At 62.4% G+C, this 18,707-nt stretch carries 19 protein-coding genes; 11 read left to right on the forward strand and 8 right to left on the reverse strand.

The genetic code is table 11. The annotated features are described in order from the left end of the window. Positions 1-100: 100 nt before the first annotated feature. A complete protein-coding gene (locus tag CKW07_RS21010; RefSeq protein ID WP_095146861.1) occupies positions 101-2,725 on the forward strand; it encodes an EAL domain-containing protein in 2,625 nt (874 codons plus the stop codon). Positions 2,726-2,729: 4 nt separating this feature from the next. Here the strand turns inward: CKW07_RS21010 and CKW07_RS21015 are convergent, their stop codons facing one another. Beyond that, entirely contained in the window at positions 2,730-3,476 is a 747-nt protein-coding gene (locus CKW07_RS21015) for an SDR family oxidoreductase (protein WP_095146862.1), read from the reverse strand. A 262-nt stretch (positions 3,477-3,738) separates the two neighbouring features. Then, entirely contained in the window at positions 3,739-4,680 is a 942-nt protein-coding gene (locus CKW07_RS21020) for a class I SAM-dependent methyltransferase (RefSeq protein ID WP_095146863.1), read from the reverse strand. A 340-nt stretch (positions 4,681-5,020) separates the two neighbouring features. Between CKW07_RS21020 and CKW07_RS21025 the strand changes: the two genes are divergently transcribed. The 3 genes from CKW07_RS21025 to thpR are packed head-to-tail and all read left to right on the forward strand — an operon-like array spanning position 5,021 to position 6,739. Next, the gene (locus CKW07_RS21025) at positions 5,021-5,566 is read left to right on the forward strand and encodes a cytochrome b (RefSeq protein ID WP_095146864.1); all 546 of its coding nucleotides are present in this window, start codon (positions 5,021-5,023) and stop codon (positions 5,564-5,566) included. A 26-nt stretch (positions 5,567-5,592) separates the two neighbouring features. Then, positions 5,593-6,165, forward strand: a complete 573-nt coding sequence (locus CKW07_RS21030) for a YceI family protein (protein WP_095083112.1) — start codon at positions 5,593-5,595, stop codon at positions 6,163-6,165. Between the two features lie 28 nt (positions 6,166-6,193). Continuing rightward, positions 6,194-6,739 (forward strand): RNA 2',3'-cyclic phosphodiesterase, encoded by a 546-nt coding sequence (gene thpR, locus CKW07_RS21035; protein WP_095146865.1) that lies wholly within the window; start codon positions 6,194-6,196, stop codon positions 6,737-6,739. A gap of 22 nt (positions 6,740-6,761) precedes the next feature. On the opposite strand, the gene CKW07_RS21040 is transcribed toward thpR, so the two are convergent. Beyond that, positions 6,762-7,715, reverse strand: a complete 954-nt coding sequence (locus CKW07_RS21040) for a LysR substrate-binding domain-containing protein (RefSeq protein ID WP_095146918.1) — start codon at positions 7,713-7,715, stop codon at positions 6,762-6,764. 187 nt (positions 7,716-7,902) lie between these two features. On the opposite strand from CKW07_RS21040, the gene CKW07_RS21045 reads away from it, so the two are divergent. Next, positions 7,903-9,024 carry a M20 aminoacylase family protein gene (locus tag CKW07_RS21045; RefSeq protein WP_095146919.1) on the forward strand — a complete coding sequence of 374 codons (1,122 nt, stop codon included), beginning with the start codon at positions 7,903-7,905 and terminating at the stop codon, positions 9,022-9,024. 78 nt (positions 9,025-9,102) lie between these two features. Further along, positions 9,103-9,891, forward strand: a complete 789-nt coding sequence (locus CKW07_RS21050) for an ABC transporter substrate-binding protein (protein ID WP_095146866.1) — start codon at positions 9,103-9,105, stop codon at positions 9,889-9,891. Positions 9,892-9,924: 33 nt separating this feature from the next. Here CKW07_RS21050 and CKW07_RS21055 read toward each other — a convergent pair whose 3' ends face one another. Continuing rightward, positions 9,925-10,371, reverse strand: coding sequence for a cupin domain-containing protein (locus tag CKW07_RS21055; protein ID WP_095146867.1), 447 nt, complete (start codon positions 10,369-10,371; stop codon positions 9,925-9,927). A gap of 195 nt (positions 10,372-10,566) precedes the next feature. Here CKW07_RS21055 and CKW07_RS21060 point away from each other — a divergent pair, with 195 nt between their 5' ends. Continuing rightward, the gene (locus CKW07_RS21060; protein ID WP_095146868.1) at positions 10,567-11,478 is read left to right on the forward strand and encodes a pyridoxal-phosphate dependent enzyme; all 912 of its coding nucleotides are present in this window, start codon (positions 10,567-10,569) and stop codon (positions 11,476-11,478) included. Between the two features lie 64 nt (positions 11,479-11,542). On the opposite strand, the gene ppnN is transcribed toward CKW07_RS21060, so the two are convergent. Next, positions 11,543-12,916 (reverse strand): nucleotide 5'-monophosphate nucleosidase PpnN, encoded by a 1,374-nt coding sequence (ppnN, locus tag CKW07_RS21065; RefSeq protein WP_095146869.1) that lies wholly within the window; start codon positions 12,914-12,916, stop codon positions 11,543-11,545. A gap of 102 nt (positions 12,917-13,018) precedes the next feature. Further along, positions 13,019-13,165, reverse strand: coding sequence for a hypothetical protein (locus tag CKW07_RS25500; protein ID WP_159950338.1), 147 nt, complete (start codon positions 13,163-13,165; stop codon positions 13,019-13,021). Between CKW07_RS25500 and CKW07_RS21070 the strand changes: the two genes are divergently transcribed. From CKW07_RS21070 to CKW07_RS21080, 3 genes are all read left to right on the forward strand, one after another. Next, the gene (locus CKW07_RS21070) at positions 13,164-13,613 is read left to right on the forward strand and encodes a thioesterase family protein (protein WP_095146870.1); all 450 of its coding nucleotides are present in this window, start codon (positions 13,164-13,166) and stop codon (positions 13,611-13,613) included. The two genes, CKW07_RS25500 and CKW07_RS21070, sit on opposite strands and share 2 nt — an antisense overlap. A 128-nt stretch (positions 13,614-13,741) precedes the next feature. After that, on the forward strand, positions 13,742-14,557 hold the full coding sequence (locus tag CKW07_RS21075; protein WP_095146871.1) for a carbon-nitrogen hydrolase family protein: 816 nt from the start codon (positions 13,742-13,744) through the stop codon (positions 14,555-14,557). 105 nt (positions 14,558-14,662) lie between these two features. After that, positions 14,663-15,763, forward strand: a complete 1,101-nt coding sequence (locus tag CKW07_RS21080; RefSeq protein WP_095146872.1) for a polyamine ABC transporter substrate-binding protein — start codon at positions 14,663-14,665, stop codon at positions 15,761-15,763. A gap of 45 nt (positions 15,764-15,808) precedes the next feature. Here CKW07_RS21080 and CKW07_RS21085 read toward each other — a convergent pair whose 3' ends face one another. Continuing rightward, positions 15,809-16,210, reverse strand: a complete 402-nt coding sequence (locus CKW07_RS21085) for a hypothetical protein (protein ID WP_095146873.1) — start codon at positions 16,208-16,210, stop codon at positions 15,809-15,811. Positions 16,211-16,257: 47 nt separating this feature from the next. Then, positions 16,258-16,971 (reverse strand): murein L,D-transpeptidase catalytic domain family protein, encoded by a 714-nt coding sequence (locus CKW07_RS21090; protein ID WP_095146874.1) that lies wholly within the window; start codon positions 16,969-16,971, stop codon positions 16,258-16,260. A gap of 146 nt (positions 16,972-17,117) precedes the next feature. On the opposite strand from CKW07_RS21090, the gene CKW07_RS21095 reads away from it, so the two are divergent. Continuing rightward, positions 17,118-18,689, forward strand: coding sequence for a murein L,D-transpeptidase (locus tag CKW07_RS21095; protein ID WP_095146875.1), 1,572 nt, complete (start codon positions 17,118-17,120; stop codon positions 18,687-18,689). The last annotated feature ends 18 nt before the right edge of the window (positions 18,690-18,707 follow it).

The raw sequence follows: 18,707 nt of genomic DNA on the forward strand, positions 1-18,707 counted from the left end.
GTTACTCCGATCAAGGACTCCTTCCAGTGCTGAGGGTTCTTATGGCGCCCCACCTGCAGTCAGGGATGCGGGTCAGTGGTGGCTTGAACAAGTGACAGCAATGGACACCAGAGTCAGGCTGGCAAGTGCCCGGGATGCGCAAGACTTTTTCGTGCAGACCCTGGAACAGGCAGTGGATGCAGTGGTGGTCATTGATGACCTGAACAACGTAGTGTTTTTCAATGCCGCGGCCGAGCGCTTTTGGGGCTGTCCTCGCCTGGACGTGCTGGGTAGCAATGTCAGTTCGCTGGTGCCCGAGGCCATACGCGCCCACCACGATGGTTATGTCAGCGCGAACCGCGAGACCGGGGTCAACAAGATCGTCGGGGTCAGCCGCGATGTGCGCATCGCGCGCCAGGATGGTGAAGAGCGCTGGGGCGCCATGTCCATCTCGAAGATCACCTTGCCGGGCCGGATCCTGTATGCCGCCTTCCTCAAGGACATTACCCAGGCACGGTTGAACGATATCGAGCACCGCTTGCTGTCGATGTCGGTCAATGTCACCAGTTCGGCCACCTGCATCGTCGACGCCGATACGCGCCTGATCTATGTCAATGACGGGCTCGTGCAATTGCTGGGGTATGGGCGCGAGGAGGTGATCGGGCATTCGCCCATGATGTTCTTTGTTGCCGACGGTCTGGCTGACACCTCTGCTCAAACGGCGCTGGAAGGAGTGCTGCTGGGGCAGTCGAGCGAAGCCAGTGCGCTGATCCGCAAGCGCAACGGCCAACGGTTGTGGGTGCATGTTTCGTCCACCCCGGTGTTCGATGCCCAAGGTAAGGTCGACAACATCGTGATCGTGCTGACCGACATTACCCGCTCAAAGCTGCACGAGGTGCTACAGGAAAAGGTCATCGGGGCGTTGTTGAAAGAGGAACCGCTGGAAGACGTATTGACCCTGATGTGCCAGGAGATTGAGCGCATAGCACCTGAAGTCATCGTCTCGATCCTGAGCGTGGACCCGGATGGGGTCCTGCACCCGCTGGCCGGTCCTGGCTTGCCGGCGGATTACTCCAGGGCAATCGAAGGCTTGTCTATAGGGCCCGTGGCCGGGTCGTGCGGTACGGCGGCCTATCGCGGCGAGCCGGTGCTGGTCACCGACATCGATCACGACCCGTTGTGGGCGCAATACCGGTCGCTGGCCGAACAGGCAGGGTTGCGCGCGTGCTGGTCGATTCCCGTGCGCAATGGCGCCGGACGGGTGGCGGCCACCTTTGCGCTGTACTTCAGGGAATGCCGCGCACCGGATCCGCTGCATGCGCACCTGGTCACGGCCGGGACGCACCTGTGCATGCTGGCGCTGGAACGTGAAGAGGCCCGGCAATCCATTCGCCGGATGGCCTTCTACGATGCCTTGACCGGCCTGCCCAATCGCGACTTCCTGCTGGCTCAAGCCCAACGCTGCCTGGTCGAGGTGGAGCAGGAGCAGGCTGAGCTTGCGGTGCTGTTTATCGATCTGGACCGCTTCAAGCAGGTCAACGATGCCCTGGGGCACGCCGCCGGCGACGAGTTGCTGCAAGTCATGGCGCAGCGTTTGCGCAGTGTGCTTCGGGAGTCGGACATCGCCGGGCGCTTGTCCGGCGATGAGTTCGTGCTGGTGCTGCCCAGGATCAATGCCATGCGGGTCACCGGCTTTCTTGAGCGGCTGAAAATGGTCCTGGGTTTACCGGCCAGCATTGCCGGCACCCCCGTGGTGCTGTCGGCCAGTATCGGCATCAGCATGTTCCCCGGTGACGGGCAGGATATGGAGAGCCTGCTGCAGTGTGCCGATATCGCGATGTACCAGGCCAAGCGCACGGAACCTGGCAGCTTGCGCTTCTTTCTCGAGGAAATGAACCAGATTGCCCTGGAGCGCTTGATGCTGGAGACCGCGCTGCGTGACGCCCTGGCCAACGATGGGCTGGTGCTGGTGTATCAGCCACAAGTGGCATTGAAGAGTGGACGCCTGGTGGGTGTCGAGGCACTGGCGCGCTGGAACCATCCGACCCTGGGCAGTATCTCGCCCGATCGGTTCATACCCTTGGCGGAGGAGTGCGGGTTGATCAACGACCTGAGCCAATGGGTCCTGCAGGAGGCTTGCGAGCACCTGGCGCAGTGGCGTCGACAAGGGGTGACGGTGCCTTCCCTGTCGATCAACCTGTCTCCGCTCAATTTCCAAAATCTGAACCTGGCGGGGCAGATCGCCCAGCAGTTGCAGCGATGGGCGTTGCAGCCTGCCGACTTGTGCGTGGAAGTGACAGAGGGCGTACTGCTGTCCAGCAGCCCGGGTCCGGAACAAACCCTGCGGGACCTGCATGCACTGGGTGTGCGCCTGGCCATCGATGACTTTGGCACGGGTTACTCCAGCCTGGGGTACCTGCGCCATCTGCCGATCAGTGAGCTGAAACTGGACAAGAGTTTTGTCGACGATCTGGAGCGCGATGGTTCCTGTCGTGCCTTGAGCGAATCGGTCATCGGCATTGGCAAGGGGCTGTGCCTGCTGGTGGTGGCCGAGGGTATCGAGCATGCCGTCCAGCGTGACATTCTCCAGGCCCAGGGGTATGAGGTCGGGCAGGGCAATCTGTTCTCTGCGCCGCTATCGTGCGAGGCGTTCCTGCAATGGGTGCTGGCGGGCGAGGCGCTGAATCAACCCGCTTTCGTCGCCACCGCCAGCACCGGCATCGGGCCTCCCTCAACGGGGGGCTGAGCCGTCAGGCCTGGCTTTTCAGCCAGGTTTCGAAGCGGGTCGGTCCGATGATCGGTTGGTTTCCGGGTGTCAGGGACAAGTCATCGATCTGCGCACCGAAGTAATGGGCCTTATCGTCGGCGACGACCTGGCGCGGATCGTGATTGTGGTGCAGCCATACCCGGGCAAATTCCACCAGCGGCCAGCGATCGGGACCGGCTACCTCCAGGGTCTGGTTGGCGGGTGCCTGCACGGCGATTTTCGCCAGTGCCGTCGCGACGTCACTCGAGGCGACCGGTTGCAGGTCGGCGGTGGTCAGCCGGATACAACTGCTTTCGCACCCGGATTGCGCAATGCTCTCGATGAACTCGAAAAACTGCGTGGCCCGCAACAGGGTGTAGGGGATACCCGAGTCCTTGATCAGTTGTTCCTGAGCCATCTTGGCCCGGAAATAACCACTGTCCAGCATCCGCTCGGTGCCCACCACCGACAGCGCCACATGGTGCTTGATGCCGGCGGCGGCCTCGGCCTTGAGCAGGTTGCGTCCGGAGGTTTCAAAAAAGGCAAGGACGGCGACGTCCTCGAATGACGGTGAGTTCGATACGTCGACCACCACCTCGGCGCCGTGCAAGGCGCTTTGCAGCCCTTCGCCGGTGAGGGTGTTGACGCCGCGACTCGGCGATGCGGCCAGGGCTTCATGGCCCATCTCCTGCAGTTTGTTGCAGAGCGCTTTGCCGATCAGGCCCGTACCGCCGATAACGACGATTTTCATGTCCTGTCTCCAACCAGTGCCCGGCCGGGTATTCATGCCCCGCGCCGACGCCGTGCTGCTGGACAAGTGCAAGGGCTCTGCCTGCAGGTGCGGGTGCCGCAGTCGAGCGACCAGCATCTACTCAATGTAAGCACTATCCAGCAGCCATTCCCATGGACCGACAGGCGGTGCCCTTCAATCAGACATCTCGGTCAGCATGATGATCTGCGCATCGTTATCCTGACCGGGTTGTTTAGCACTTCGACGCAGGCGGTTTGCGCACTTACTCAGCCAGGGTAAACACCAGGGCCTTCAAGCCGCTTTGCACGTTGGTGTCGGGAAACTCCGGCGGGTTTTCCAGGCGTTGTGCAAAGTGCAGGGCGGGGGCCTCGCGAGTGACGCCGTCAATCAGGAAGTCCGGACCGAAGGCCGGGTCGTTCATGCAGGCCAGCACCGTGCCCCGGGGGCTGAGCAGTTCCGGCAGGCGGCGCAGTACGCGTTGGTAGTCCTTGGTCAGCAGGAAGCTGCCTTTCTGAAAGGATGGCGGGTCGATGATCACCAGGTCGTAAGGCCCGTTGTTGATGACCTTGCCCCAGGACTTGAACAGGTCGTGACCGAGAAAGCTCACTTTGCCCAAGTCATGCCCGTTGAGCCGATGGTTGTCACGGCCCCGGCTCAGGGCGGCGCGGGACATGTCCAGGTTGACCACATGCTCGGCGCCGCCTTCGATGGCCGCCACGGAAAAGCCACAGGTGTAGGCGAACAGGTTCAGGACCCGTTTGCCCTGAGCATTGGCCTTGACCCAATTGCGCCCGTAACGCATGTCCAGGAACAGTCCGTTGTTCTGCTTTTTGCCCAGGTCAATCCGGTAGCGCAGGCCACCCTCGGTGAGCGTCCATTCCTCGACTTCCTGCCCCAGTAGCCATTCGGTGGTGCTTTGCGGCAGGTAGCGGTGTTGCAGCAGCAAGGAGTGGGCGCCGGACTGCTGCCATTCGGGCGACTGGCTGATCTGCATCAGCAGCGCTTTGAGCGCCTCCAGCTGTTGCGGCTCGGGCTCCTTGAACAACGCGACCAGCACGATGCCTTGCATCCAGTCGACGGTCAGTTGCTCCAGCCCTGGCCAGCAGCGACCCCGGCCGTGAAACAGGCGACGGGTTTCATCGGGTATCGCTGCCAGGGCCGTCAACAAGTGGTGGTGCAGGGTGGCGAGGGCGTCAGGGTTCATCGAGCAGGGGCCAGCAATGTGAGGGGGCGGCATTTTAACCACAATACCGGGGGCAAGGCCTAATGCCAGTCAGTTAAGCGAGCGCCGAACTTTGTAGGAGAGAGCGTGCTCGCGATGGACGTTAACGATAGCGCGTGTTTTCTGATTAAGCGCGTTGCTCTTGAGTTCATCGCGAGCACGCTCGCTCCTACACATTCGACCTCATCTCCTTAACTGATCGGTATTAGGGCAAGGCCTGCTTATTGGATTTGCACAGGCACCGGTACGGATCAACAATGTAGCGAACCTCGTCAGGCAGTGTCGTTGCATCGGGCACCGCGTCGGTCGTCACGGAGCGCTCATGAATGATCGTTATACCCGCATGGCGATTTACCTGCATTGGCTAGTGGCGCTGGGGCTGATCGGTACCTTTGCGCTGGGCCTCTACATGCCCGACCTTGCCCTGTCACCCACCAAGCTGAAGCTGTATGCGTGGCACAAATGGGCTGGGGTGACCCTGTTCCTGCTGGTGCTGATCAGGTTGGGCTGGCGCCTGAGCCACCCCGCGCCACCGTTGCCCGCCACGGTGGCCCCGGTGTTGCGGCTGGCGTCCCACATCAACCATGGATTGATGTACGGGTTGATGCTCGCCATTCCACTGAGCGGCTGGTTGATGAGTTCAGCCCTGGGCTTCCAGACCTCCTGGTTCGGGATCCTGCCGTTACCCGACTTGCTGGCCAGGGACGTCGGGCTGGGGGAGCGCCTCATAGTGTTGCACCAGGCGCTGAATTACCTGCTGCTGGCGCTGGTGGTCATCCACACCGGTGCCGCGCTCAAGCATCATTTCGTCGACCGTGATGAGGTGCTTGAGCGCATGCTGCCCCGACGGCAAAAACCTCACCCATGAGCCCCGCTCACCCTTTGGAGCCTCCCATGAGCGATCGAGTTGTGCGCGCAAGTGCCTGGTTGGTCATGCTGGCCTTCGCGGTGCCGATCGGTGCCGACGCGGCCCGGTACCAGCAGGTGAATGCGACCGCCAGCCAGATCACCTTCACCTACCACCAGATGGGGTCGCGGGTGTACGGAACCTTCAGCAGGTTCGAGGCGACCATCGACTTCGACTCGGCGAACCCGGCGGCGGCCCGTGCAGCGCTGACCATTGATCTGGACAGCATCGATGTCGGCAACCGTGACGCCAACAGCGAACTGAAAAAAACGGGCTGGTTCAACACGGCCGTCTACCCGCAGGCGCGGTTTGTCTCGAACCGGGTGACGGCGCTGGGCAATAACCGTTACCAGGTCGAAGGGTTACTGACGCTCAAGGGCTTGACCCGAGGGGTGGGCGCTCAGATCACCTTGAAGCCGGAGAGCGCCATTGGCATTTTTGATGGCAACTTCATCCTCAAGCGCGCCGACTTTGATATCGGCGAGGGTGAGTGGGCGGATTTCGGGGTGGTCTCCAACGAGATCAACATCCGCTTTCGCGTGGTTGTCCCCGAGCAGTAACCAGCGTGGAAGCCTCGAGGTCGTGGACATGAACAACGGACCTGATGAACAACGCGAACCCTTCAAGCGTTTGTTTTTCGCCTTGCCTTGTGCGCTAGCGCAGCGCCGGGCGATCGCCCAATGGCGCAGTGCCCTGGGGCAATCTCTTGGGCGGCCGGTACCGGCCGAAAACTTTCACCTGACCCTGATGTTTCTGGGGGCTGTGCCGGTCCGGCAGATTCCGGCGATCTGCAGCGCGGCCGCAACGGTTCGACCGCCAGGCGAGCCGCTGAGGGTGGACCTCGACCGCCTGGATGTCTGGCGCCGGGCCGGCATCCTGCTCCTCGCCCCGGTGCAGGCGTCGCGGCCATTGCTTGAGCTGGTGTATGCCTTGCAGCAAGCGATGCTGCCGCTCGGGCTGGAAGACGCGCCACGGGAGTTTCGCCCGCACCTGACCTTGATGCGTGAATACCGGGCGCCGGTTCCTGAATCGATAACGGCCCCGGATTTTCAGCTCAGCGCCAGGCACTTCGTGCTGTTCGAATCCCATAAAGGCCGCTATCGGGCTTTGGCCCAATGGCCGCTGGAAGGGTGACCGGCGGCTGGGCGCCCGCGCTTCAGACCAACACGCGCAGCGTCTCGAACAGCGCCCGGTCTGCCTGTTTCGCGGAGCGGGCGTGGCAGCGAATGACCTGCAACAGGCAATCGGTGAAGCACAGCGCCGGATGGCTGAGTGCGCCATTGCGACGGGTGACGATGCTCAGTTGACGCGGCTCGAACTGCTCCTGCAGCTCCAGCGACACCAGGCGTCCGAGAAAGGGCGGGGCGGTGCTCAGCAGCGACGGCCCCCAGGTGCACATGTCTGCCCGCTCCACCATCATTTGCAAAATCGCCAGTGAATGGGCGCGGACGATGCGTTTCTCGTCGATCTGCGCGCCGTGCTTCCAGAACAATTCCTGCATCAAGGCGTCGTGGCCGTCGGGTGCATAGTTCAGGGTCCAGTCCATATCCAGCAGTTCGTGCAGCGACCGTGCCCCTTGTCGCGGGTGGCCCTGGCGCAGCAGCACCGAGGTCTGGTAGTCCAGCAGCGTTTCGCAGGCAAATTCCGTGGTCGCCTGGGTCGGGTGCAATTGGCCGATGGCGAAGTCCATGCTGCCGTCACGCAGCAACGGCTGGGCCACCGCCATCAGGCTTTCGAACAGTTCCAGCTGAATGTCCGGCATGCGTGCGCGAAAGGCCAATACCACTTCCGGTAGGAAGGTCAGCGCGACCCAGGGCGTGACCCCGACGCAGAGCCGGCCCCGGGCCTTGCCGCGCAGGTGATCGAGCTCGGTTTGCGCATGCTCCAGTTGCTTGAGCACCAGCCGGGCATGGGTCAGCAGCACCTTGCCGTAATCCGTGAAACTCAGGCCGCTGGGGGTTCTGACGAACAGAGGCAGCTGCTGTGTGCTTTCCAGTTCGCGCAAAGCCTTGGTGACGGCTGCCTGGGACACCTCCAGCGAGCGGGCGGCGGCGCGGATGCTGCCGGTTTCGGCACTGGCGACCAGCGCTTGTAATTGATGCAGCTTCATGCGCTCACCCTGATGACAACCATTGGTTGTCATCATAACCAAACTGAGGCTCCCCAGCCGGCATTCCAGTGCCTAAGATCGACGCCAGCAATGTCGATCAGGCTCTGGCCGCCGACTGAATCTATCGAGGAGTAGCGCCGTGGACGCGGGTCATGTTTTGCCGGGAATCGCTGCACAGCAAGAGGAAATGATCAGCCTGCGTCAACGCATACACGCCCATCCCGAGCTTGGGTTCGAGGAGTTCGCCACCAGTGCGCTGGTGGCGCAGTGTCTGCGCCAGTGGGGTTATGACGTCAGCACCGGCGTGGGCAGGACCGGCGTGGTGGCAACGCTGCGTAATGGCGCGGGGCGTTCCATCGGGCTGCGAGCCGACATGGATGCACTGCCGATTCAGGAAGCCACCGGCTTGCCCTATGCCAGCCGGGTCGACGGTGTGATGCATGCCTGCGGCCACGATGGCCATACCGCAACCCTGCTGGCAGCGGCCAGGCACCTGGCCCGCACCCGGGACTTCAATGGCACCGTGCAGCTGATTTTCCAACCGGCCGAAGAGGGCCTGGGTGGCGCAAGAACAATGCTCGAAGACGGGCTGCTCGAGCGCTTCCCCTGCGATGCGGTGTTTGCCATGCACAACGTGCCGGGCTATCCGGCGGGGCAACTGGGTTTCTACAGTGGCCCGTTCATGGCCAGCGCCGATACGGTGACGATCAAGGTCATTGGCACGGGCGGCCATGGTGCGGTACCGCACAAGGCGGTCGATCCGGTGGTGGTCTGCGCCTCGATCGTGATCGCCTTGCAAAGTATCGTCTCGCGCAATGTCAGTCCGCAGGAGATGGCGATTATCACCGTGGGTTCAATCCATGCCGGGAGTGCGTCGAACGTGATTCCCGAATCCGCCGAGATGAGCCTGAGCGTGCGCGCGCTGACCCCCGAGGTGCGCGGCTTGCTTGAGCGGCGGATCACCGATCTGGTGCAGGGGCAGGCTGCCAGTTTCGGGGCGCGGGCCGACATCGACTACCAGCATTGTCATCCGGTGTTGATCAACGATCCCGAGCAGACCGCGTTTGCCCGCCAGGTCGCACAAGACTGGCTGGGAGCGGGGCACCTGATCGATGACCTGCGGCCCTTTACCGCCAGTGAGGACTTTGCGTTCATTCTGCAACAATGCCCCGGCAGTTATTTGGTGATCGGCAATGGCCAGGGCGACAGCGGCTGTTTGCTGCATAACCCCGGTTACGACTTCAACGATGCCTGCCTGCCGATAGGCGCGAGTTATTGGGTGAAGCTGGTGGAAGGTTTTCTGCGCTGAGGCGCAGTGGTTCAAGCAACCCGTCTGTACCCACGTGCTGGCAACCCGGCTCAGCGAGCTCCCTGGAGGAAAATAACCATGAACAAGATGATTGCGGCGGTTTCACTGGTGTTGATCTCGGCATCCGGCCTGGCCGGTGCGGCCGACTGGTCCGGCAAAGTGTTGAGGCTGGCGGTTGACCCGACGTACCCACCGCTGGAGTACAAAAACCAGGATGGCACGCTGACCGGTTTTGGCGTCGATATCGCCCAGGCCCTGTGTGCAGAGCTGAAGGCAAAATGCGTCTGGGTTGAAAGCAGCTGGGACGGGATGATTCCGGGCCTGCTGGCCCACAAGTTCGACGCCATTGCGTCGTCGATGACCGTCACGCCCAAGCGCCAGACCCGGATTGCCTTTACCGACAAGGTGTCCAACGCACCGGCCCGCTTGGTCATCAAGCGTGGGGCGGACCTGCAGCCCACCGTCGAGTCGCTCAAGGGCAAGCGTGTCGGCGTGGAGCAGGGCTCGACCCAGGAGGCCTTTGCCAAAGCCGTCTGGGGCACCCAGGGCGTGGAGGTACTGTCCTATCAGAACCAGGACCAGGTCTATGCCGACCTGGTGGTAGGCCGGCTCGATGCCTCGTTGCAGGGCTCGATCCAGGCCAGCTACGGGTTTCTCAACAAGCCGGTGGGCAAGGATTACACCTTTGCCGGTGGCACCCTGGATAACCCCGAGTTCTTTGGCGTCGGTGATGGAATCGGCGTGCGCAAGGACGACCTCGAACTGCGCGAAGACCTGAACAAGGCGCTGGCGACGATTCTGGCCAACGGCACGTACGCGCGGATCAACGACAAGTACTTCGATTTCGACGTCTACGGCGCTAAATGACGGTTGCTCCCGCACTGGCCGGTCGCTGCATGTTTACTCGTGTGCAGCCCACGGTAGAAAGGTAACGCCGAACTGCTCGGCAATCGCCAGGATCTGCGGCAGGTCCTCGGGCACCTTGAGTTGATCCAGGGCGGTGAACAGCTTGCCGCCCCTGGGGTCGGAGACCACCCCGATGATCTTGGCGCGGGCGCTGAGGTTTTTGTAAGCGTGAATCGTGCCGGCCGGGATATGCACATAACCGCCGCGGGTCATGGTGGTGGAACAGCCATCCACGGTGATCTCGACCTGGCCGTCGATGACGTAGAAGGCTTCGTCCCAGGGGTGGAAATGCGGGGGTGGGCCGCCGCCCTGTACGCCTTCCTGGATATGCATTTCGAAGGGTTTGCTCAGGTCGCCTTCGGCAAGGATGGTGATGTTTTCGCCCACAACCTTGACGGGCGCCGGGGTCTGGTCGGCTTCGATGATGTGAACGGTGCGCATGACAGCTCTCCGGCGCGAGGATCAACGCATGTGAGTATAGGCACCCGGGGACCGCGGCCCTGGCAGTTCCCGCCGTGCGGTAATCGGCAGGCTCGCGTGGGTGAGGGCGCAGGAAGCTAGACTGAGGTGTACAGCGCATTTTCAGTCGGCACCGCTAGCGGGTTGCCGTCCATCCGGTCGTGTCGGGAGGCCTTAATGCTGCATATCAGAACACCCCTGGTGCTGCACCCGGGGCTGAGCACCGCGAGCCGGCGCATCTGGCTCAAGCTGGAAAACCTGCAACCGGGCGGCTCTTTCAAAATGCGCGGCATGGGCCTGCTGTGTACCGAGGCGGCCTTGCAGGGCAAGCAGAAAGTGGTCTGCCCCTCCGGTGGCAATGCCGGCTATGCCACCGCTGTCGCGGCTGCGGCATTGGGCCTGGCGGCGATCATCATTGTTCCGGACACCACCGCTGAATCGACCCGGGCGCGCATTACCAGGACCGGGGCCCAGGTGAGGGTACACGGCAAGGTCTGGGACGAGGCCAATCAGTTGGCGCTGGAACTGGCCAGGGACGCGGATACCGAATACGTGCCGGCGTTCGACCACCCGACACTGTGGGAAGGGCACAGCACGATGGTCGATGAGATTCTTGAAGACTGTCCTCAGGTCGACACGGTAGTACTGTCAGTTGGGGGCGGTGGCTTGCTGGCCGGCGTGCTCACCGGACTGATCCGCCACGCCCGGCTGGATTGTCGGATCATTGCCTGCGAAACCGAGGGCACGGCCTCATTCGCGGCGGCGCTCAAGGCCGGGCACCCGGTCAAGCTCGCCGGGATCAACAGTGTTGCCAGCTCATTGGGTGCACTGCAGGTGGCGCAGTGGCCGGTGCAGCACATCGGCCGGTTCCCCCACACCAGTGTGGTGTTGCCGGATGCCGACGCCATCATGGGGGTCGTGCGTTATGCCGATGATTTGCGCCAATTGGTGGAACCGGCGTGTGGTGTTTCGCTGGCCGTGGCCTATCTGGACCACCCGGCCATTGCCGATGCCCACGATGTGGTGATCGTGGTCTGTGGCGGGGTGAGTATCAGTGCCCGGCAGGTGGCGCAGTGGGAGCAATCGTAAGGCAGGGGCTGGGGCCTGGGCAGACCCGGAACCTGGGTTCCGGGCCGGTCAGTCGAGGGTGCGCTTAACGGATGACCCGGTAGCACGGGACATACGCGGCGCCACCTGGCAGCTTCATGCGGTGTTGGGCCACAAAGGCTTGCAGCAGTTTGTCCAGCGGCTGCATGACGGCCGCGTCGCCGTTGATCTCGTAGGGGCCATGTTCTTCGATCAGGCGAATGCCCTTGTCCTTGACGTTGCCGGCGACGATCCCGGAAAACGCGCGGCGCAGGTTGGCCGCCAGTTCATGGGCGGGCAGGTCGTGGCGCAGTTGCAGGCCGGCCATGTTTTCGTGGGTGGGGTCGAACGGGCGCTGGAAGCCTTCGTCGATCTTCAGCAGCCAGTTGAAATGGAACGCATCGTTACGCTCGCGGCGGAACTGCTTGACCGCCTTGAGCCCCTGGACCATTTGCCGGGCGACCTCGGCCGGGTCGTCGATGATGATCTCGTAGTGACTCTGGGCCTCTTCACCCAGGGTGGAACCAACGAACGCGTGCAGCTGCTGCAGGTAGGGTTCTGCGCTGCGCGGGCCGGTCAGGACGACCGGGAAGGGCAGGTCGCGGTTGTCCGGGTGCATCAGGATCCCGAGCAGGTAGAGGAACTCCTCAGCCGTGCCGGCGCCGCCCGGGAAAATGATGATGCCGTGGCCGACACGCACGAAGGCTTCCAGGCGTTTCTCGATGTCGGGCAGGATCACCAGTTCGTTGACGATCGGGTTCGGCGCCTCGGCGGCAATGATGCCGGGCTCCGTCAGGCCCAGGTAGCGGCCGTTGATGATCCGTTGCTTGGCGTGGGAAATGGTGGCGCCCTTCATCGGGCCCTTCATGACCCCCGGCCCGCAACCGGTGCAGACGTCCAGGCTGCGCAGGCCGAGTTCGTGACCGACCTTTTTGGTGTACTGGTATTCCTCGCTGCTGATCGAGTGACCGCCCCAGCACACGACAATCTTGGGCTCCACGCCGGGGCGCAGGGTGCGGGCGTTGCGCAGCAGGTGGAATACGTAGTCGCTGATGCCTTGCGAGGAGTCGAGGTCGATGCGCTGGCTGTCCAGTTCGTTCTCGGTGTACACGATGTCACGCAGGGCGCTGAACAGCATTTCACGGGTGCTGGCGATCATTTCGCCGTCGACGAAGGCGTCCGCCGGTGCGTTGAGCAACTCCAGGCGTACACCACGGTCTTGTTGATGAATGCGAATCTCGAAGTCCCGATAGGCTTCCAGAATGGTCTTGGCGTTGTCGACATGGGCGCCGGTATTGAGGATGGCCAGGGCGCATTGGCGAAAGAGAGAGTAGATGCTGCCTGACCCTGCGGCGCTCAATTGTTGAACTTCGCGTTGGGACAGTGTTTCCAGGCTGCCTTTGGGGCTCACCGAAGCATTGATTACTTGTCTTGCTGTCATTCTAAATTCCCTGAGAACGATGAGAGCGGGCCGACAGGCTCGATAACATCAGGATAGTCAGCGCCGAAGCGATCGTGCTGTCGCCATCTTCTAGGCGTGCGGTCATGAATGCAAATGTCGCTGACCTGGAGCGTGGGCCATCAGCGCTTGCGGCTGCCCCATGATCGCAAATTGTCTGATAGCGCTGAGGCTGTTTGCCCACGGCTGAACAACAGTGGCCAACTCTTTTCCCGTGACGAGAATCAGCATGGCCCGCCTGCACCTGGATTTCCCGCAGAACCCGTTTTTTTATGCCACTTCGTTGACTGTCCGGGTGACGGACGTCAACGCCGCCCATCACCTGGCCAACGACTCGATGATCTCGATGATTTCCGAGGCGCGTGCGCGAATGTTGTTTGAGTATGGGGTGAGCATCGACGACATCATCGTGACTGACCTGGCGACGGTCTATCGCGCCGAAGCCCGCGCCCGGGATCAGTTGCGGTTCGAGGTGGGGCTGATGGACCTGAACAAATATGGCGGCGACATCATCTTGCGCATCACCCGCCCGGCCGACGGGACACTGATTGCCCTGGCGAAATCGGGCTTTGTGTTTTTCGACTACCCGAGCCGCAAGGTCATCGCCATGCCGGCCGATTTCATTTCCCGCTTCCCCGAGGTCAATGTGTTGTTTGCCGCCATGCAAACGCCGCACTGAAGCCGGCTCTACCCCAGTAGGGTTACCCCTTCGACGTAATTACGCCGCCGTTGGCCGGCGCTCCATACTCGGTTGCAGCCCTGGTTCAGGGCTATCGAATCCGCAGTGACGAGGTCGAAGGACAACCCATGAAGATTGAACTGGTACAGCTGGCCGGTCGCGATGGCGATACGGCCTATAACCTGCAACGAACCCTGGACGCTATCGCCACCTGCGCAGCGGATACCGATGTGCTGGTGTTTCCGGAAACCCACCTGATGGGGTTCGCCTGCGCCGAGCGACTCGGCGAGGTAGCCGAAACCGTGGACGGGCCGACCGTGCAGGCGGTGCTGCAGGCGGTGCGTGAACGGGATGTGGCGGTGGTGGTGGGGTTCGCCGAACGTGAGGGCGAGGACTTCTTCAACACCTCGTTGCTGTTGACCCCCCAAGGTATTGCCTTGAGTTATCGCAAGACCCATCTGTGGCCTTCGGAGTGCGGGGTGGTCCAGCCCGGGGATCGATTTGCCACCACCCTGTACAAAGGCGTGCGGGTGGGGCTGTTGATCTGCTACGACATCGAATTCCCGGAACCGGCCCGTGCGCTGGCACAACTGGGAGTGGACCTGATGCTGGTGATCAACGCCAACATGGACCCGTTCGGTCCGGTGCACCGTACCGCGATCCTGGCAAGAGCCCAGGAAAACCAGGCGTTTGCCGTGCTGGTCAATCGATGTGGGAAAGGTGATGGCGATCTGATCTTTGCCGGCGCCAGCTCAGTGGTCGATCCGTCGGGGCGGCTGTTGTTCGAAGCCGGGCGCGAGGAATGCCGGCACGTCGTCGAGCTGGATTTTACGGCGTTGCACACCTCGCGCCAGGACTATGACTACCTCAAGGACCGGCGATTGCCGCTGGCCTGCCAGCAGATCAACCACGCCGATGGGCGCCGCGAATTGCTGATCCCCTGAGCAGCGCCTGCCAGCGCCGATTGTGGCACTGGCCTTATCCTTCACTTTCAGCAGACATCGCCCGCGAACGGGCCGATGATCGTGCCGTCGTTCTGGAGTCTTGCGATGAAACCTCTGTGTAGCGTGCAACTGGCCGCGGCCGCTTTGCTCAGCCTGGGAATGGCCTGCGCCAGCGCCGCCGAACCCAGCGTCTCGATTTACAACTGGTACGACTACATCGCACCGGATGCCACGAAAAACTTCCAGCAGGAAACCGGCGTCGCCACGGTCTATGACGTGTTCGATAATGGCGATGTGATGCAGAGCAAGCTCATGGCCGGGCGCAGCGGTTATGACGTGGTGGTCGCCAGCAGCGAACTGCTGCCCAACCTGATCAAGGCCGGGGTGCTCAAGGAGCTGGATCGCAGCCAGCTGCCGAACCTGCCGCACCTGGACCCCGAGATCCTGGCCAAGGTGCAGCGCAACGACCCGGGTAATCGTTTCGCCGCGCCCTACCTGTGGGGCACCACCGGCATGGGCTACGACGCCGACAAGGTCACGGCATTGCTGGGCGCGCAGGCGCCGGTCAACTCCTGGGACCTGATCTTCAAGGAAGAGAACATTGCCAAGCTCAGCCAGTGCGGCGTGGCCATGCTGGATTCGCCCGGCGAAATCGTTCCGATCGCCTTGCACTACCTCGGATTGCCCTACAACAGCCAGAACCCCGAGGATTACCGCAAGGCCGAAGCCTTGCTGCTCAAGGTCCGGCCGTATATCCGCTACTTCGATTCTTCGCGGTTCATCTCCGACCTGGCTAACGGCAACGTCTGCGTGGTGCTCGGTTGGTCGGGCGGTGTGTATGACGCGCAACTGGCCTCCGCCAAGGCCGGCAATGTGCGCAACCTGGTGTACAGCATTCCTCATGAGGGCGCGCCCGTCTGGGTCGAGAACCTGGTCCTGCTCAATGACGCACCGCATCCGCAACAGGGTCTGAGCTTCATCAACTACATGCTGCGCCCCGAGGTCATTGCCGCGACGTCCAACTACCTGGGCTACCCGAACGCCAACAAGGACGCCACCGCACTGGTCGAGCAGAAGGTGCGCGACAACCCGGGTGTGTATCCCTCGGCAACCACCATGGCGACGCTGTTCCCGCTGGAGCCTTTGCCGCTGAAGATGGAGCGGGTGAGAACCCGGGTGTGGAGCAAGGTGAAAACCGGCAGCTGAATCCAAGGGCACCACCCGAAAGAGTGGGGTGCTTGTTGCACCGGCTCAGGCGTCGCGCAACAGGTCGTGTGCGTTGAGCAGTTCGTAGGCTATTTCCGGGTGGTTTTCCAGGCCGCGCCGTATGGCGGCGGGGATGGTCTGGCGAGTCTTGCGACACAACCCGGGCAGCTCCAGCAGCCGAATGCCGATACCGCGCATGCTGCGCACTTCATGGAAGCTGGGGGTGATTTCCACGCGAATGCCCAGTTGCTCGTACATTCGCTGCTGCAGGCGCTGCAGATCGCTCAGGCTCTGCAGGTTTTCCAGACGTTCGAGCAGGCGCTTTTCCTCATGCCGGGTCAGTTGCAGGATGCGCGCATCAGTGCCGACTGATTCCAGCAACTGGTCACGCCCGCAATCGCAGGCGCCGGGTGGGCAGGGTGAGCGTATCGGCAAAGAGGCTGTCATGGTCTCCCTTTGGAAAATCGCCTGTGCGGAGCCTTTCAGGTGACCGGTTAGCCTTTGTTGTTGGCAAGGATGCTGGCCACCTGGCGCGGCTGGCAGTTGAGATAGGGCGATGACTTCAACCAGCGCTGGTCCGGATACCAGGAAAACATGAACTGGCCGTCCTTGAGTTTGTCGATCACCTGGCGTGCCACCTGTGGCCGTACCGCCGGGCAACCCTGACTGCGGCCGATACGGCCCTGGCGCTCACTCCACAGCGGGCTCACGTAGTCCGCGGCATGAATCACGATCGCCCGATCACGGGCCAGGTCATTGAAACCGGGTTCCAGGCCGTCCATGCGCAGGGAGTAACCGTGGGCGCCCTGATAACTTTCCTGGGTGCGAAACAGCCCCAGGCTGGACTGGTAGCTGCCCACGCGGTTGGAGAATCGGGTGGCAAAGTTTTCGCCGGACATTTGCCCGTGGGCCACCAGGTCGCGCAACACCAGTGCTTTCTTGCGCAGATCGAAGATCCACAGACGTCGCTCTGTGGACGGCTGCGAGTAATCGATCACGGCCAGGTGCTCGGCCCGCCGGGCGCCATTGTTGACGGCGCATCGCATGGCGCTCAGGGCACTTTTTAGCGCTTGGGGATTGAGTTCCGGCGCGGCGTGCGCGAGGCTGTTATACAACGCCTGATGAGTGGTGCTGGCGGCGAGCGCCGGACTGCAGAGGGCGCCAAGGGTGGTGACTGCCAGACAGATCCGGCGCAAAAAAGTCAGCATGGGTAGAGAGTCCTCATTGTTTCTGTTGGCTTCCGACTTCCTGTCGCTCCCCGGGCAGGTCCGTTTACGGGCTCGCCTGACGCTCGCCGCACCTGCTGCAGAGGTCGACCGTCAAAACCTGACGGCCATGGATTGGAGTAAAGCAGTTGTTCAAAAAGCATGCATGTTACTTGAGCCTTTATTTGCTCGCTGTGCCATTGGTCGCGACTGCCCAGAATGAGCTCGCTGATCACGACGCGCCGCTGCCATTGGCACTGACCCAGTTACCGGTGGATTGCCCGGGCCTGAAAATGCGTCCGGATGCTTCGGCGCTGGCGTTGGTGCAGGCTTTTTACCAGCAGCAAAACCAGGCCCCGGTGTGGTCGGGTGACGCACGCTTGCCGGCCTTGCAGGCGCAGTTGGCGCAGTTGGCCGATGACGGCCTGGACCCTCACCGCTACAGCCTGCCCAAGGAAGAGGCGGTGGGCGGCCCGCTGTGTACCGATATCGGCATCAGCCTGCGTTACCTGCAAGCGTTGCGGGAGCTGCGTTACGGGCGCTTGCAGCAAAGCCGTTTCGAACCGGTGTGGCATGCCCAGCCATCGCAACTGGATCGCAATGCCGAACTGCTGACCATTGCCGGATCCGGCTTGCAGGACATGGCGGCGGCCTTTGACGCCGCCCGCCCGGGCCTCGAGCAATACCGCAGTCTGCGCGAGGTCTACTCCCAGCAGCGTCAGCAACTGCTGCCCCATTGGCCGGTAGTGGCCAGCGGGCCTTTATTGCGCCCCGGCATGCAGGATGTACGCATTCCCGGACTGGCCCAGCGGCTGTTCAGCGAGGGTTACTTGCCCTACATGCCGGTGCTGGCCGGCACGGATTACACTGCTGAGCTGGCCAGCGCGGTAAAAAATTTCCAGCTCAGCCATTCGCTGCAAGCCGATGGCGTTATCGGGCCGGGCACCTTGACCGAACTGAACATCAGCTCGCAGGTACGACGTGAACAGCTGCGCATCAACCTCGAGCGTTTTCGCTGGCTGGCTCAGGACATGGAGCCCGACAGCCTGCTGGTGAACGTGGCCGCCGCCCAGTTGACCGTGTTCCAGGACGGTGTCCCGGTCTGGCAGACCCGCACCCAGGTCGGGCGTGCCGAGCGCCAGACCCCATTGTTGAAGTCCCACGTCACACGCCTGACGCTGAACCCGACCTGGACGGTGCCGCCGACCATCATGCGTGAAGACAAGCTGCCGGAAATCCGACGGGACCAGGCATTCCTCAGCCGGCAGGACCTGCGGGTGCTCGACCGTGATGGAAACCCGCTAGCGGCGGAGGACATCGACTGGGACAACCCGGGTAACATCCTCCTGCGCCAGGACGCCGGGCCGAGAAATCCGCTGGGGCAGATGGCCGTGCGCTTCCCCAATCCGTTTTCCGTGTACCTGCACGACACCCCCAGCCAGGCGCTGTTCCAGAAAGGTCCACGGGCCTTCAGCTCGGGTTGTGTGCGGGTCGAGCATGCCATGCAGTTGCGCGACCTGTTGTTGAGCCCGGCGGAACGCCTGCGCACCACCGAGTTGCTGGCCACCGGGCGCACGCACGAATTCAGGCTGTCGGTGCCCGTGCCGATCCTGCTCAGCTACTGGACCGTACAAGCCGACGACCATGGCCGATTGCTGTATGCCCCGGATATCTACAGTCGCGACCCCGTGTTGGTGACCGCGATGAGCAGTACGCTTTAAGCAGGCGCAACCGCGCAA

This window comes from Pseudomonas sp. Irchel s3b6 (genome assembly GCF_900187415.1).
Lineage (GTDB): Bacteria > Pseudomonadota > Gammaproteobacteria > Pseudomonadales > Pseudomonadaceae > Aquipseudomonas.